This window comes from Mesorhizobium sp. GW821-FHT07A06, assembly GCF_059419085.1.
On record NZ_JBWKRC010000008.1, the window covers coordinates 304,480 to 319,153 of the forward strand.

General features: G+C 62.6%; 11 protein-coding genes. 8 read left to right on the forward strand and 3 right to left on the reverse strand.

Translation table 11 applies throughout. The features are described from left to right. Positions 1-12 precede the first annotated feature (12 nt). Positions 13-2,529 carry a heavy metal translocating P-type ATPase gene (locus tag AC07SZ_RS24895; protein ID WP_494916275.1) on the reverse strand — a complete coding sequence of 839 codons (2,517 nt, stop codon included), beginning with the start codon at positions 2,527-2,529 and terminating at the stop codon, positions 13-15. Between the two features lie 194 nt (positions 2,530-2,723). Here AC07SZ_RS24895 and AC07SZ_RS24900 point away from each other — a divergent pair, with 194 nt between their 5' ends. The 7 genes from AC07SZ_RS24900 (at position 2,724) to AC07SZ_RS24930 (ending at position 12,537) form a co-directional block, all read left to right on the forward strand. After that, positions 2,724-3,527, forward strand: a complete 804-nt coding sequence (locus AC07SZ_RS24900; protein ID WP_494916277.1) for a glycosyltransferase family 25 protein — start codon at positions 2,724-2,726, stop codon at positions 3,525-3,527. 374 nt (positions 3,528-3,901) lie between these two features. After that, a complete protein-coding gene (locus AC07SZ_RS24905) occupies positions 3,902-4,705 on the forward strand; it encodes a glycosyltransferase family 25 protein (RefSeq protein WP_494916278.1) in 804 nt (267 codons plus the stop codon). Between the two features lie 205 nt (positions 4,706-4,910). Continuing rightward, complete coding sequence (locus tag AC07SZ_RS24910) at positions 4,911-7,712, forward strand: [protein-PII] uridylyltransferase (protein ID WP_494916280.1); 2,802 nt, start codon at positions 4,911-4,913, stop codon at positions 7,710-7,712. Positions 7,713-7,884: 172 nt separating this feature from the next. Then, positions 7,885-9,483 (forward strand): murein biosynthesis integral membrane protein MurJ, encoded by a 1,599-nt coding sequence (gene murJ / locus AC07SZ_RS24915; protein ID WP_494916281.1) that lies wholly within the window; start codon positions 7,885-7,887, stop codon positions 9,481-9,483. Positions 9,484-9,877: 394 nt separating this feature from the next. Beyond that, positions 9,878-10,945 (forward strand): tryptophan--tRNA ligase, encoded by a 1,068-nt coding sequence (gene trpS / locus AC07SZ_RS24920; RefSeq protein ID WP_494916283.1) that lies wholly within the window; start codon positions 9,878-9,880, stop codon positions 10,943-10,945. A gap of 255 nt (positions 10,946-11,200) precedes the next feature. Then, entirely contained in the window at positions 11,201-11,692 is a 492-nt protein-coding gene (locus tag AC07SZ_RS24925; RefSeq protein ID WP_056569549.1) for a universal stress protein, read from the forward strand. A gap of 275 nt (positions 11,693-11,967) precedes the next feature. After that, on the forward strand, positions 11,968-12,537 hold the full coding sequence (locus AC07SZ_RS24930; RefSeq protein WP_056570395.1) for a NifU family protein: 570 nt from the start codon (positions 11,968-11,970) through the stop codon (positions 12,535-12,537). Between the two features lie 164 nt (positions 12,538-12,701). On the opposite strand, the gene AC07SZ_RS24935 is transcribed toward AC07SZ_RS24930, so the two are convergent. After that, positions 12,702-13,319: a L,D-transpeptidase gene (locus AC07SZ_RS24935; protein WP_056569547.1), complete on the reverse strand. Its 618-nt coding sequence runs from the start codon at positions 13,317-13,319 to the stop codon at positions 12,702-12,704. Positions 13,320-13,545: 226 nt separating this feature from the next. Between AC07SZ_RS24935 and cueR the strand changes: the two genes are divergently transcribed. Further along, positions 13,546-13,959, forward strand: a complete 414-nt coding sequence (cueR, locus tag AC07SZ_RS24940; RefSeq protein WP_172371080.1) for a Cu(I)-responsive transcriptional regulator — start codon at positions 13,546-13,548, stop codon at positions 13,957-13,959. Between the two features lie 28 nt (positions 13,960-13,987). Here the strand turns inward: cueR and AC07SZ_RS24945 are convergent, their stop codons facing one another. Then, on the reverse strand, positions 13,988-14,161 hold the full coding sequence (locus tag AC07SZ_RS24945; RefSeq protein ID WP_244494023.1) for a helix-turn-helix domain-containing protein: 174 nt from the start codon (positions 14,159-14,161) through the stop codon (positions 13,988-13,990). Between the last annotated feature and the right edge of the window lie 513 nt (positions 14,162-14,674).

Below are 14,674 nucleotides of genomic sequence, written 5' to 3' on the forward strand. Positions count from 1 at the left end.
TGGGGGCTTGGATCAGAGTTTCAACGTGCGCAGCCGCAATGCGTTTGCGATGACCGAGACCGAGGACAGGCTCATCGCCGCCGCCGCCAGCATGGGCGACAAAAGCATGCCGGTGAGCGGATAGAGCACGCCGGCGGCCACCGGCACGCCAAGGACATTGTAGAGGAAGGCGAAGAACAGGTTCTGCCGGATGTTGCCGATCGTCGCCTGGGCCAGCGTTCGAGCCCGAACAATGCCGTTGAGGTCGCCCTTGACCAGGGTGATGCCGGCGCTTTCGACCGCGACATCGGCGCCGGTGCCCATGGCGATGCCGACATCGGCGGCGGCCAGGGCCGGTGCGTCGTTGACGCCATCGCCGGCCATGGCGACACCGGCGCCCCTGCGGCGCAGTTCGTCGACCAGAGCCGCCTTCTGCTCCGGCAGCAGCCCGGCACGAACCTCGTCAATGCCGAGACTCCCGGCGATGGCCCTGGCCGTGCGCTCGTTGTCGCCCGTCGCCATGATTATCCTCAGGCCGCTGTCATGCAGGGCCTTGATCGCTTCGGCGGTGGTTGCCTTGATAGGATCGGCGACGGCGACGATGCCGGCCAGCGTCTTGCCGGCAGCAACAAACATCACCGTCTTGCCTTCAGCCTGCAGCGTCTCCGTCCTGGCAGCGATGGAGGCGATGTCGATACCAAGATCGGCCATCATCGCCGCATTGCCGAGCGCGACTTTCTGTCCCGAGACGGTGCCAAGAACACCCTTGCCGGTGACCGCCTCGAAATCGCTGGCCTCTGCGATCCTGAGGTCACGGGAGCCGGCGCCCTCGACGATTGCCTCGGCAAGCGGGTGCTCCGAGCCTTTTTCCAGGGCGGCGGCAAGCGCCAGCAGTTCATTCTCAACCATGCCCCCGGCTGCGACAACATCGGTCAGTTTCGGCCGGCCTTCGGTCAGCGTGCCGGTCTTGTCGACGATCAGGGTGTCGACGGAGGCGAAGCGCTCGAGCGCGGCGGCTTCCTTGATCAGCACGCCGGCATGCGCCCCGCGCCCGGTGGCGGTCATGATCGACATCGGCGTGGCGAGGCCGAGCGCACAGGGACAGGCAATGATCAGCACCGAGACCGCCGAGACGACGGCGAAGATCAGACTTGGCTGGGGGCCGAAGACCGCCCAGGCCATGAATGCCACGATGGCGACCAGGACGACCGCCGGGACAAAGTAGAAGGAAACGCGATCGGCAAGGCCCTGGATCGGCGCGCGCGAACGCTGTGCCTTGGCGACGAGTTCGACGATGCGCGCCAGCGTGGTCTCGGCGCCGATCCGCTCGGCGCGCATGATCAGCGAGCCGTTCCTGTTGAGCGTGCCGCCGGTGAGCGCGTCACCCTCGGCCTTTTCGACCGGCAACGGTTCGCCCGTGATCATCGATTCGTCTATGGCGGAGCGCCCTTCAATCACGGTGCCGTCGACCGGCACGGCATCGCCGGGCCGGATGCGCAGGCGGTCTCCAGCCTGAACGCTGTCCAGCGGCACATCGGTCTCGGAACCGTCTTCGGCGATGCGCCGCGCGGTCTTTGGCGCCAGATCGAGCAAGGCGCGGATCGCCGATCCGGTCTTTTCGCGGGCGCGCAGTTCCAGCACCTGGCCGAGGAAGACCAGCGCGACGATGACGGCGGCAGCTTCGAAATAGACCGGCACCGCACCGCCATGGCCGCGGAACTGATGCGGAAAGATGTCCGGGAAAAGCGTGGCGACGACGCTGTAGAGATAGGCGGCACCGACGCCGAGCGAGATCAGCGTCCACATGTTCGGACTGCGGTTGAGGATCGACTCCCAGCCGCGATGAAAGAAGGGAAAGGCGGCCCAAAGCACCACCGGGCTTGCCAACACCAACTCCAGCCAGGTTTTTGTCCGATCGCTGACGATGTTTTCGAAGCTCAGGCCGACCATCGGCGCCATGGCGACGATCAGAAGCGGGATCGACAAAGCAGCACTGACCCAGAACCGCCTGGTGAAGTCGACCAGTTCGGGATTTGGCCCTTCATCGCCTGTTGGTACGCCCATCGGCTCAAGTGCCATGCCGCAGATCGGGCAGGAGCCGGGCTTGTCGCGGACGATTTCCGGATGCATCGGGCACGTGTATTGCGTGCCTTTGGGTGCCGGCACCGGCGCCGGCCTGTCGCCGAGATAGGTTTGCGGCGCCGCCTCGAATTTCGCCTTGCAGCCGGCGGAACAGAAATAGAAGCCCTGGCCTTCATGGCGCACGAAATGCGTCGCCGCCGAGCGGTCGACCCTCATGCCGCAGACCGGGTCGGTGGCCGTCATGTATTTTTCCGGCTCGGCCTGGAATTTCGTGCGGCAACCTTCGCTGCAGAAATGATAGAGGCGGCCGCCATGCTCCGATGTCGGCTTGGCGGCGCCCGGATCCACGGTCATGCCGCAGACCGGATCGCGCAGAACGGCCGCATCGGCACCCTTGGGCGTGCAACAGCTGCCGTGCGCGCCATGTGAATGGTGGTCGCCGCGATGGTCATGGTCTGAATGCGTCATTCCAGGAATGCCTCTATCCTCTGCCTGTTTGCGGAGGTAGTGCTTCCAGTAACTGGAAGGTCAAGGGCTGTTTTGATTTTTCGTGTTTCCCAGATCCAGCACGGGCTGTTCGCCCCGAAAAAGCCCAGATTCCGTAGCGCAGCCTGCTAATATATAAGCCGATCCCTCCAACGCGATGCCGATCCCGTCAAGACATGAAGTGTCTGGTCATCAATCTTGATCGGTCTCCTGACCGCCTTGCCCATATTACGGCGGAGTTTGCCCGCATCGGCATCGCCTTCGAGCGTATCGTCGCGATCGACGCGCGTGACCATCCCGACCTGATGCTGCAGCCGCAGCATGCGATGTATTCCATCCGGCGCCTGTCCCACAGCGAGATCGCCTGCATGCACAGCCATCGCGCCTGCTGGGCCATCATCGCACAGGACGATGCTCCTTATGGCGCCGTCTTCGAGGACGACGTCGTGTTTTCCGCGAAAGCCGGCGCCCTGCTTGCAGACGTGAGCTGGATCCCGGCCGATGCCGATGCCGTCAAGCTCGAAACATTCTTCATCAAAACCATGACCCAAAGGAAAAGAACCGCCGTCGGCCACGGCTTTTCCTTGGTCAGGCTCCGCAGGAACCACGTCGGAACCGCCGGCTACATCCTGTCGAGGCAAATGGCGCGCGACCTCCTCGATGCTTCCGCACAGGCCAGCGCGGCGGCCGATGATCTCGTCTTCAATCCGGCGTTCCCCACGTCGGGCGAAAAGACGATCTACCAGCTTGTTCCCGCGCTTTGCGCACAGGATCAGTTCGTCGGCGACAGACTGCCAAGTTTGCTTGTCGAGGAACGCGATGCGGCATGGGACGCAAGCGGGCTGACCATCAAACGCAGAAGACCGGTCACCGAGAAAATGAGGAGGGAGACCAGACGCGTCGTCGAATGGATCATTGATTACTGCCGAATGCGGCGATACACGGTCGTTCCCTTCGACCCACCCGAAGCAGACCGATAGACTTGTTTCCAGGCTCAGGCATCCTGATACACAGATCGGACAAAACCTGCATAGATATCCGTGAAAGCGAGTTTATCTCGCACTTGCGGCCGGCAACTCGTCAAACTCATCGCGGAAAACTTGGTCTCCGTCTCGTATTTCGCCTTGCCGTGAGCGGCCCTGAATAGAAAATTCACCGCACTTCCTGTCGCATCTACTCTGCCAGTAATCCTGGGAAGATCGGCTGGGTTTAAATCTTGGCTTTCTGATCTGGCGTAAGATATCCCCAGAAAAGATCAACAAATCACAACGTCATCTGTGCTAGAGGACTCCCGCTGGACGGCTGTTCCGGTTTCGTGAAAGCAAAAGTTTCGTAGAAAAGTCGCTGGTGGAACATGAAGTGCCTGGTCATCAATCTCGATCGGTCCCCCGAGCGGCTTGCCCACATGACAGCGGAGTTTGCCCGCATCGGGACCGCCTTCGAGCGGGTGGTGGCAATTGACGGCTGCCAGCATCCGTATCTGGGGCTGCAACCACAGCATGCGCTGCACGCAGTACAACGCCTTTCCGGCAGCGAGGTTGCTTGCCTGCACAGCCATCGCGCCTGCTGGGCCATCATCGTTCAAGGCGACGCGCCCTACGGCGCCGTGTTCGAGGACGACGTGGTGTTCTCGGCGAAGGCCGGTGCGCTGCTGGCCGATGCGAACTGGGTTCCGGCCGATGCCGACATCGTCAAGCTGGAGACAACCTTCCACACGACCGTGATCCAGAGAGAACGGTTTCCCGTGGGCCACGGCTTTTCCATGTTCAGACTGCGCAAGAACCACATAGGAGCCGGAGGCTACCTGCTCTCCAGAGAAGCGGCCCGCGACCTTCTCCTGGCAACCGAGGAGGTCAACGTGGCAGTGGACAATCTCATTTTTGATCCCGCATTCGCAACATCGACCGGCAAGACGATCTACCAGCTCGTTCCAGCCCTGTGCACGCAGGAGCAGTTCGTTGGCGCCAAATTGCCCAGTCTGCTTGCGCCGGAACGGGACGCCGCGTGGGTCGCCAGCGGGCTTGCCAACAAGCGCAGGAAGCCGCTCACGGCGCGAATCAGGAGAGAGGTCCGGCGGACCGCGCGGTGGATTGCCGACTTCTGCAGGTTCCGGCGGCAGATTGTCGTCCCTCTCGGCGCGATCGAGGCAGCGGACTAGCGGCTCATCGATTCACGGAAACGCCGGACCGCTCCATCTCTGTGCTTTGACCCAACTCCAAGGGAAGGCGCTACGCGCTTTTCCCGGTTCTACGCTTTTCCCGGAATTGCTTCGGCCCGCTTGCCGGGCTGCGCGCCGGCCCCATACCCAGCGCCGCGAAAACGCGCTATAGACGCCGCCCAAAAGGCAAGGCCGACCGGTACCTATGGCGAAAATCTCCCTGAAGCTCGATGAACTGATCGACGGCGAAGCCTTGCGCCGCGAGATGACCGCGCTGACGGACGCCACGGCCGGTGACGGTTCCGGGCAGGCCGCCCGCGCCGGTGTGCTCCAGCTTCTCAAGGCCCGGCTCGCCGAAGGCCGAAAGATCGCCGAGGCCATGCTGAGGCAAGATGGCGGCGGCAACGCTTGCGCCGAGCGGCTGTCGCATCTGATGGATGAGCTGATCCGGGCGCTCTACGATTTCGCGGCGACGCATGTCTACCGGGTGAAGAACCGCTCCGTGGCCGAACGCATGGCCGTTGTCGCCGTCGGCGGCTATGGCCGCGGCACGCTGGCGCCGGGATCGGACATCGACCTCCTGTTCCTGCTGCCCTACAAGCAGACGCCGTGGGGCGAACAGACCGTCGAATACATGCTCTACATGCTGTGGGACCTGGGCTTGAAAGTCGGCCACGCCACCCGCAACATCGACGAGTGCCTCAGGCTGTCGCGCACCGACATCACCATCCGCACCTCGATCCTGGAAGCGCGCTTCCTGTGGGGCGAACGCAAGCTCTATGACGAGCTGATGCTACGCTTCGACCACGAGGTGGTGCGAACGACCGGCCCGGAATATGTGCAGGCCAAGCTCGCCGAACGCGACGAGCGCCACGCCAAGGCCGGCGAAAGCCGCTACCTGGTCGAGCCCAACGTGAAGGACGGCAAGGGCGGCCTGCGCGACCTGCAGACGCTGTTCTGGATCGGCAAGTACTTCTACCGGGTACGCACCGGCGAGGAACTGGTCGAAAAAGGCGTCTTCACCGAGGCCGAGTACCGGGAGTTCCAGAAGGCCGAGGACTTTCTGTGGGCGGTGCGCTGCCACATGCATTTCCTCACCGGCAAGGCCGAGGAGCGGCTGCATTTCGACATCCAGCGCGAGATCGCCGAGCGGCTGGGCTACACCACCCATCCCGGCCTGTCGGCGGTCGAACGCTTCATGAAGCACTACTTCCTGGTGGCCAAGGATGTCGGCGACCTGACGCGCATCTTCTGCGCCGCGCTGGAGGAGGAGCAGGCCAAGCATGTGCCGGGGTTCAACCGCATCTTCCTGACCTTCCAGCGCCGCAAGCGCAAGCTTGCCGGCACGTCGGACTTCATCGTCGACAACTACCGCATCAACATCGCCGATGATCAGGTGTTCGAACGCGACCCGGTCAATCTGCTGAGACTGTTCTGGTTCGCCGACAAGCACGGGCTGGAGTTCCACCCCGATGCGCTGAAGTTGCTTACCCGCTCGCTCGGCCTGGTCAACAAGTCGCTGCGGCGCGACGAGGAAGCCAACCGGCTGTTTCTCGACATATTGACCTCGGATCGCAACGCCGAGCTCAATCTGCGGCGCATGAACGAGGCCGGGCTGCTGGGCCGGTTGATCCCCGATTTCGGCAAGATCGTCGCCATGATGCAGTTCTCGATGTACCACCACTACACGGTGGACGAGCACCTGATCCGCTGCATCGGCGTGCTGGCCGAGATCGAGCGCGGCGACGGCGAGAAGATCCATCCGCTGTCGCACTCGCTGATGCCGGGCCTGAAGAAGAGCCGCGAGGCGCTCTATGTCGCCGTACTGCTGCATGACATCGCCAAGGGCAGGCCGGAAGATCATTCCGAGGCCGGCGCCCGGATAGCGCGGCGCATTTGTCCGCATATGGGGCTGTCGGCGGCGGATACGGAAACGGTCGCCTGGCTTGTCGAGAACCACCTCGTTATGTCGATGACGGCGCAGACCCGCGATCTCAACGATCGCAAGACCATTGAGGATTTTGCCTCGATCGTGCAATCGGTCGAGCGGCTGAAACTGCTTTTGATCCTCACTGTCTGCGACATCAGGGGCGTCGGCCCCGGTGTGTGGAACGGCTGGAAGGGCCAGTTGCTGCGCACGCTCTATTACGAGACCGAACTGCTCCTGACCGGCGGCTTTTCGGAGGTGTCGCGGGCACAGCGCACCGCCGCGGCGCGCGAACGCCTGGCCGAGGCGCTTGCCGACTGGCCCGACAAGGCCCGCAAGCGCTATGTTGGGCTGCATTATGAAAACTACCTGCTGACCGTGGATCTGCCGGACCAGCTTCGCCACGCCGTATTCATCCGCGAGGCGGACGCGGCCGGCAACAAGCTCGCCACCATGGTCAAGACCCACCAGTTCGAGGCGGTGACCGAAATCACCGTGCTGGCGCAGGACCATCCCCGTCTTCTCTCGGTCATTGCCGGGGCATGCGCCGGCGCCGGCGGCAACATTGTCGACGCGCAGATCTTCACCACCTCGGACGGCCGCGCCCTGGACACGATCCTGATCTCGCGGGAATTCGACCGCGATGAGGACGAGCGGCGGCGCGCCGAGCGCGTCGGACGGCTGATCGAGGACGTGCTGTCGGGCAAGAGCTGGCTGCCGGAGATGATCGAGAAGCGCACCAAGCCAAGGCGCGGGTCCAAGGTGTTCAAGATCCCACCGCGCGCCGAGATCCGCAACACGCTGTCGAACCGCTTTTCCGTCATCGAGGTCGAGGGGCTCGACCGCCCGGGGCTACTGTCGGAGATCACCGGGACGCTGTCCGACCTGTCGCTCGATATCGCATCGGCGCACATCACAACCTTCGGAGAGAAGGTCATCGACACCTTCTATGTCACCGACCTTACCGGCCAGAAGATCGACAGCCCGGCCCGCATCGCCACTATCCGCAACCGGCTGATGGCGACGCTCGAAGGCATCGCGCCCGAACGCGGCGGCAAGGCCAAGGCGGCCGCCGAGTGACTGCCATCCCCACCTTGTCCCAATCCCTGGAGCTGTTCACCGTTTCACGAAAACGGCGAACCGCTCCAACTCTTTGTTTTAACACAGTTCCCAAGGGCAATGCGCTATGCGCTTTGCCCGGGAAAACCGCTCACAGTTTTCCTGGAATTGCTCCAAGGCAGTCTTCAAACGCATGAGCCTCGTCAAGAAATTCGCTACCGTAGCTTCCGGCACGCTGATGAGCCGCGCGCTCGGTTTTGGCCGCGAGATGCTGATGGCGGCAGCACTCGGCACCGGACCGGTCGCCGACGCCTTCAACGCCGCTTTCCAGTTTCCCAACACCTTTCGCCGGCTGTTCGCGGAAGGCGCCTTCAACGCCGCCTTCGTGCCGCTGTTCGCCAAGGAGATCGAGACGCACGGCACCGACGGCGCCAAGCGTTTTTCCGAGGAAGTGTTCGGCGTCCTGTTCTCGGCGCTGCTGGTGCTGACCATCGCCATGGAACTGGCGATGCCACTGATCGTGCGCTACCTGGTGGCGCCCGGCTTCGCCGACACGCCGGGCAAGTTCGAGACGACCGTCCGGCTCGCGACGATCATGTTCCCCTACCTGATCTGCATGTCGCTCGCGGCCATGATGGCGGGCATGCTGAATTCCCTGCGCCGCTATTTCGCCGCGGCGATCGCGCCCGCTTTCCTCAACATCATCCTGATCAGCGTGCTTGGCTACGCCTGGTATCATGGGCTGGATGCACATGCTGTCGGGTTCAGCCTGTCTTGGGGCGTTCTGGCGGCGGGCATCGTGCAACTCGCCATTGTCTGGGTGGCGGTGCGCAACGCCGGCATCTCGATCGGCTTCCGCCGGCCGAAGATGACGCCGAACGTAAAACGCCTCCTTATCCTGGCGCTGCCGGCGGCGATCACCGGCGGCATCACCCAGATCAACCAGTTGATCGGCACCGCGATCGCCTCGGCGCAGGACAGCGCCGTCTCCTCGCTCGCCTACGCCGACCGCGTCTATCAGCTGCCGCTCGGTGTCGTCGGGGTCGCGGTGGCAATCGTGCTTCTGCCGGAACTCTCGCGGGCGCTGAAGTCAGGCAATCTCATCGAGGCCGCCAACCTGCAGAACCGTTCCGTCGAGTTCACCTTGTTCATGACCTTGCCGGCGGCCGCCGCACTCTGGGTGATGTCGGAGCCGATCGTGCGGCTGGTCTACGAGCGCGGCGCCTTTGCCGCCAACCATTCGACGCCGACGGTGGCGGCGATCCTGGCGATCTTCGGCCTGGGCCTGCCGGCCTTTGTGCTGATCAAGGCCTTCACCCCGGGCTATTTCGCCCGCGAGGACACGCGCACGCCGATGATCTTCGCCGCGATCTCGGTGGCGGTGAACGTCGCCACCGCGCTGACGCTGTTTCCCAGGATGGGCGCACCCGGCATTGCGGTCGCCTCGGCCGTGGCCGGCTGGGTCAACGCGCTGATGCTGCTTGCCGTGCTGATCCGACGCGGCCACTGGGGCCGCGACGTGCCGCTGCTGAAGCGCATTCCCCGACTGGTTCTGTCGGCGTCGGTGATGGCGGTGGCGCTGTATTTCGCCGAGCATTGGCTTGCCGTCAGGCTCGGCCCCGGTTCGCCGCTGGTCGTCAAGGCAACGACGCTGCTGACGCTGGTGGCCGGCGGCGCGCTGCTCTACTTCGTCACTGCCTTTGCCACCGGCGGCGCCGATTTCGGCATGATCCGGCGCAATGTCAAACGCAAGGGACCACCGGCGCCCAAGGAACAGTCTCCGGATCCGTGAGCCCAAGACATTCTCACAAATGTCGATGTCGGCGCCGCCCCTCATTGCCCTGCCGGGCATTTCTCCCCGTAAACGGGGAGAAAGAAGCTGAGTGCGACGACGGCGCTTCCTGCAAACCTGGCGATTGGCGAAACCGGCGATGACGACGTCCTTCTCCCCGTCACCATACGGGGAGAAATGTCCGGCAGGACAATGAGGGGCGGTGCGCACCTGTCAGACTGAAAGACAGGCGCAACAAGCGCGACGCCTGCATTGAACGGACAATTCAGCCTGAAGCAATGGCGCCGCGGGCTCTCCTGCCTCTTGATCCTCCCCACACTCTCGTTCATAAGCGCGCCGTCGAAAAGACTTTCGCCGCGCGCGAAACGGCCCTCCACAAGCCCTGAGGAACCCCATGTCCGCCTTCAAGCCCCTCGTCTTCTCCGGCGTCCAGCCGACCGGCAACCTGCATCTCGGCAACTATCTCGGCGCCATCAAGAAATTCGTCGCCCTGCAGGCCACGTCCGACTGTATCTACTGCGTCGTCGACCTGCATTCGCTGACGGCGCAGCTCGTCCATGACGACCTCGCCGACCAGACGCGCTCGATCACCGCCGCCTTCCTTGCCTCCGGCATCGACCCCAAGAAGCACATCGTCTTCAACCAGTCGCGGGTGATGCAGCATGCCGAGCTCGCCTGGATCTTCAATTGCGTCGCGCGCATCGGCTGGATGAACAAGATGACGCAGTTCAAGGACAAGGCAGGCAAGGACCGCGAGAATGCCTCGCTGGGGCTGCTTGCCTACCCCTCGCTGATGGCCGCCGACATCCTGCTCTACCGCGCCACGCATGTGCCGGTGGGAGAGGACCAGAAGCAGCATCTGGAACTGACCCGCGACATCGCCCAGAAATTCAACAATGACTTTTCGAGCCGCATCGCCAGCCTTGGCGTCGGCGTCGAGATGCAGGTTGGCGAGGAGACGGTGAACGGCTTCTTCCCGATCACCGAGCCGGTCATCGGCGGCCCGGCGGCACGCATCATGAGCCTGCGCGATGGCTCGAAGAAGATGTCGAAGTCGGATCCGTCGGACCTTTCGCGCATCAACCTGACGGACGATGCCGACACCATCTCGAAGAAGATCCGCAAGGCCAAGACCGATCCGGAAGCCTTGCCGAGCGAAGTCGACGGGCTGGAAAGCCGGCCGGAAGCGGAAAACCTGGTCGGCATCTATGCGGGCCTGGCCGAGATTTCGAAGGCCGACGTGCTGAAGGAATTCGGCGGCCAGCAGTTTTCGGTGTTCAAGCCGGCGCTGGCCGACCTCGCGGTGGAGAAGCTGGCGCCGATCGCCGACGAGATGCGCCGCATCCAGGGCGACCGCGCCTATGTCGACGCGGTGCTCAGGGATGGCGGCGAACGCGCCGGCGTGCTGGCCGAAACGACCATGAAGACGGTGCGCGACATTATAGGCCTGCTGCAGGGCTGATCTCGGCGGCGGTGCACCGCATTGACACTGGCACAAGGCCGGCCGCTTGCGGCCGGTCGAAGCGGGTGGCAGATTGCGGCCGAAAACAAACTCGTGTCCCTGATTTTGAAATTCGCCAGAGTTGTAATGCGAATTTCAAAATCAGGGACACGAGCAAACTATTGATTTCTAGTGTCGTTTTTGATTTCGAAGTTCGCTCGGGGCGGGATATCGAAAGCAGGCGAACTTCGAAATCACGACACTAGGTAGATAGACATGGTCTCCAAACGCCTTAGCCGCGAAGCCGGTCATCGCAGGAAATTCCTGGCGATCATCGACGACACGCCCGAGTGCGAACGCGCCGTCGCCTACGCTTCGAAACGGGCGCTGAGCACCAGTGGCACGCTGGTGCTGCTCTATGTCATCGTACCGGACGATTTCCAGCACTGGCTGGGCGTCGAGAAGATCATGCGCGAGGAGGCGACCGCAACGGCGCGCGCGGCCCTCGACGGCCATGCCAACAAGGTGCGCCAGAAGCTCGGCATCGAGCCGGAAATGGTGGTGCGCGAAGGCAAGCCGACGGAAGAGATCCACAGGCTGATCGAGGAAGACCAGGATATCGCCATCCTGGTGCTGGCAGCCGGCGCCGGCAAGGAAGGGCCGGGACCGCTGGTCGGTGCCGTTGCCGGCAAGGGGGCGGCCTTCCCTATTCCGGTCACCGTCGTGCCGCAAAACCTTTCGGACGAGGAGATCGACAGCCTCGCCTGAGATGTATTGAGATTCAGGTGAGGCCGGCCTGCCAATGGCGGCTTCCAGCGCTGCCGGTGCTCACGCACTTCAAGTACGCTCCGCTCCGGTTCTCGGAAACCGCCATTCTCGACTCGGCCTGACCTCATTCTCAACACATCCCGCGTGAGTGCAGGTGAGCAAAAACATTCCGCCAGCCAGCCGTTCCGGCGACGCGTTTCGCTTGAATGTCCAGCCAATAGAGCCTATTTAGAACTATTCCAAACTAGCTGCCCGAAATGGGCACGGAGACGGCCATGTTCATACAGACCGAATCGACGCCCAATCCGGCGACGCTGAAATTCCTGCCCGGCAAGGAAGTGCTCCTGGAAGGTACCGCCGATTTCCGCGACGCCGATAGCGCGGCCACGGCCTCGCCGCTGGCCGGCCGGCTGTTCGAAATTCCTGGCGTCACCGGCGTCTTCTTCGGCTACGACTTCATCACCGTGACCAAGGATGGCCCCGACTGGCAGCACCTGAAGCCGGCGATCCTCGGCGCCATCATGGAGCATTTCATGTCCGGCGCGCCTGTCATGGCCAAGACCGGCCCGGCCGCCGAGACGAGCCAGACCGGCGAATTCTATGACAAGGCGGACGAGGAACTCGTCATCACCATCAAGGAACTGCTCGATACACGGGTGCGCCCGGCAGTGGCCCAGGACGGTGGCGACATCACCTTCCGGGGCTTCGAGAACGGCACGGTGTTCCTGCACATGAAAGGCGCTTGCGCCGGTTGCCCGTCATCGACGGCGACGCTGAAGCACGGCATCCAGAATCTGCTTCGCCATTTTGTGCCCGAAGTTCAGCAGGTCGAGCAGGTCGCCTGATGTTTTTTGCGCGCCGCCTCGTCGGCGTGCGGGCGCACCTGAAGCATCCTGTTCGTGAATAACAAAAAACCGGGCCGAATTGCCCGGTTTTCTGTTTGGGACGTCCGTTGTTGCCTAGACGGTCCGCGCACGAAAGGTTTGACCTGATCCTGAGATCAGGATGCTTACATCACGATGACCTTGGCGCCGACCGAGGCGCGGTCATAGAGATCGATAATGTCCTGGTTCATCAGCCGGATACAGCCAGACGACATCGCCTTGCCGATCGAATTCCATTCCGGGCTGCCGTGCAGGCGGTAACCCATGTCGCCGCCCTTGTTGAAGAGATACATGGCGCGCGCGCCGAGCGGGTTCTTGAGGCCCGGCTCCATGCCATTGGCGAACTTCGCCAGTTCCGGCTGGCGCTTGATCATTTCACGGGGCGGCGTCCAGGTCGGCCACTCGCGCTTCAGCGCGATATGAGCGGTGCCATGCCACTCGAAGCCCTCGCGGCCAACGCCGATGCCGTAGCGGATCGCGCGGCCGTCACCCTCGACGAAATAGAGGAACTTGTTCTGCGTATCGACGATGATGGTGCCTGGCTTTTCCTTGGTGTCGTAGTTCACCTCCTGTCGGTGATACTGCCTCGGCACTTTTTCGATCGGGATGCGCGGCAACTGGTAGCCAGCGTCGGACACCGCGCCGTAGTCGTTTGAGAAAATCTGCCCGCCGATGGTGCTGCAACCGGCGATAGCAGTGGACAGCGCCAATGCGGCAATTATTGCAAGCGACTTCATGCGCATGTGATGATCCGGTGCCCTGCCCAACGCCAGCGGCACGAGTCGGCCGCTTTCTCACCATCATTCATGCTGGCATTTGCTTTGCTTGCCAAGCACACGATGCCTATATCCGTGGCCTTACGTGCTGGTAAGCGTATCAGTATGGCATTTCGGCAACAGCCTTCACCAGATTGTGAAGTAAATTCAATGGGCCTGAACCGCGCGGGCCACAGGATCGAGGATCTCCGCCATGAATGTCGGCGACGCCGCCCACCGTTCAGGACTGCCAGCCAAGACCATCCGCTACTATGAGGAGATCGGCCTGATCGCGCCCGCGCGTGCCGCCAACGGCTACCGTGATTATTCAGGCGACGACGTCCACCGGCTGGCCTTCCTGCGCCGCGCGCGCAACCTCGGCTTTTCCATCGACGATTGCCGCCAGTTGATGGCACTCTACCGGGATCGCGGCCGCGCCAGCGCCGACGTACGCGAGATCGCCGCCGCCCATGTCACAGCAATCGAGGAGAAGGTGCGCGAACTGCAATCCATGCGCTCGACGCTGCAGAAGCTGATCCATGCCTGCCATGGCGACGACAGGCCGGACTGCCCGATCCTGGATGACATGGCGGGGACGGCGGCGGGAGCCGACCAGGCGGTCCGCTGACCGGATCAGTCCAGGCCGCCCGAAAAACCTACCCGCCGCGATACTGCGTGGGCGACGCACCGAACGGCACCCGGAAGCGGCGATTGAAATAGGACACGTCGTTGAACCCGGCGGCAAGCGCGATATCGCTTATCTTCATCGCATCCTTGCGGACGTCCGACAGCATGGCGGATTTCTGGCGCGCCGAGAATCTGCTCGCCACGGTCGGCGAACCAGGGACTTCAGTCTTATTTGCGCAGTTGCTAATATATATGTAGGTTAGTCCGCGCGGGGACGATCATACCCAAAGCCCAAACCCGCAATGGCCGGCGCAGCCCCCCTATAGACCCAAAGCCAAACTGCGCCGGCCATTCCGCCAGCCACCTTCCGCAACGTCAAGCTTCATATGCTGAATAACTAAAGTAATGGAACGTCCAATGGACATTGACGGAACCAAAACGGTAACGTCAGACCTTTGCTTTTCTGACGCAAGACTTTAGTCCTGCCGTCCTATGGTTAGGATCGGAAGTTGATCGAGGCGAGATAGGGCCGTCTCGCAACAGGTCAATAGCAGACCGCACTTGACCGGATTATGGTGCGATCACGGAAGGGCGCTTCCGGTCCAACGGGTCTGTCAAATATATAATCGCCCGGCACAAGGCGATTATCTGGTTGACAAACCCAAAGTGAAATAGGAATATAAACCTGACAGGCCGGCATGCTGACAATTAGAGCT

What these genes read in the sequence shown, in the direction of transcription:
- AC07SZ_RS24900 (WP_494916277.1), top strand. Translation starts at nt 2,724, where the DNA reads ATGAAGTGTCTGGTCATCAATCTTGATCGGTCTCCTGACCGCCTTGCC.
- murJ (WP_494916281.1), top strand. Translation starts at nt 7,885, where the DNA reads ATGAGCCTCGTCAAGAAATTCGCTACCGTAGCTTCCGGCACGCTGATG.
- cueR (WP_172371080.1), top strand. Translation starts at nt 13,546, where the DNA reads ATGAATGTCGGCGACGCCGCCCACCGTTCAGGACTGCCAGCCAAGACC.
- AC07SZ_RS24895 (WP_494916275.1), bottom strand. Translation starts at nt 2,529, where the DNA reads ATGACGCATTCAGACCATGACCATCGCGGCGACCACCATTCACATGGC.
- AC07SZ_RS24925 (WP_056569549.1), top strand. Translation starts at nt 11,201, where the DNA reads ATGGTCTCCAAACGCCTTAGCCGCGAAGCCGGTCATCGCAGGAAATTC.
- trpS (WP_494916283.1), top strand. Translation starts at nt 9,878, where the DNA reads ATGTCCGCCTTCAAGCCCCTCGTCTTCTCCGGCGTCCAGCCGACCGGC.
- AC07SZ_RS24905 (WP_494916278.1), top strand. Translation starts at nt 3,902, where the DNA reads ATGAAGTGCCTGGTCATCAATCTCGATCGGTCCCCCGAGCGGCTTGCC.
- AC07SZ_RS24935 (WP_056569547.1), bottom strand. Translation starts at nt 13,319, where the DNA reads ATGCGCATGAAGTCGCTTGCAATAATTGCCGCATTGGCGCTGTCCACT.
- AC07SZ_RS24910 (WP_494916280.1), top strand. Translation starts at nt 4,911, where the DNA reads ATGGCGAAAATCTCCCTGAAGCTCGATGAACTGATCGACGGCGAAGCC.
- AC07SZ_RS24930 (WP_056570395.1), top strand. Translation starts at nt 11,968, where the DNA reads ATGTTCATACAGACCGAATCGACGCCCAATCCGGCGACGCTGAAATTC.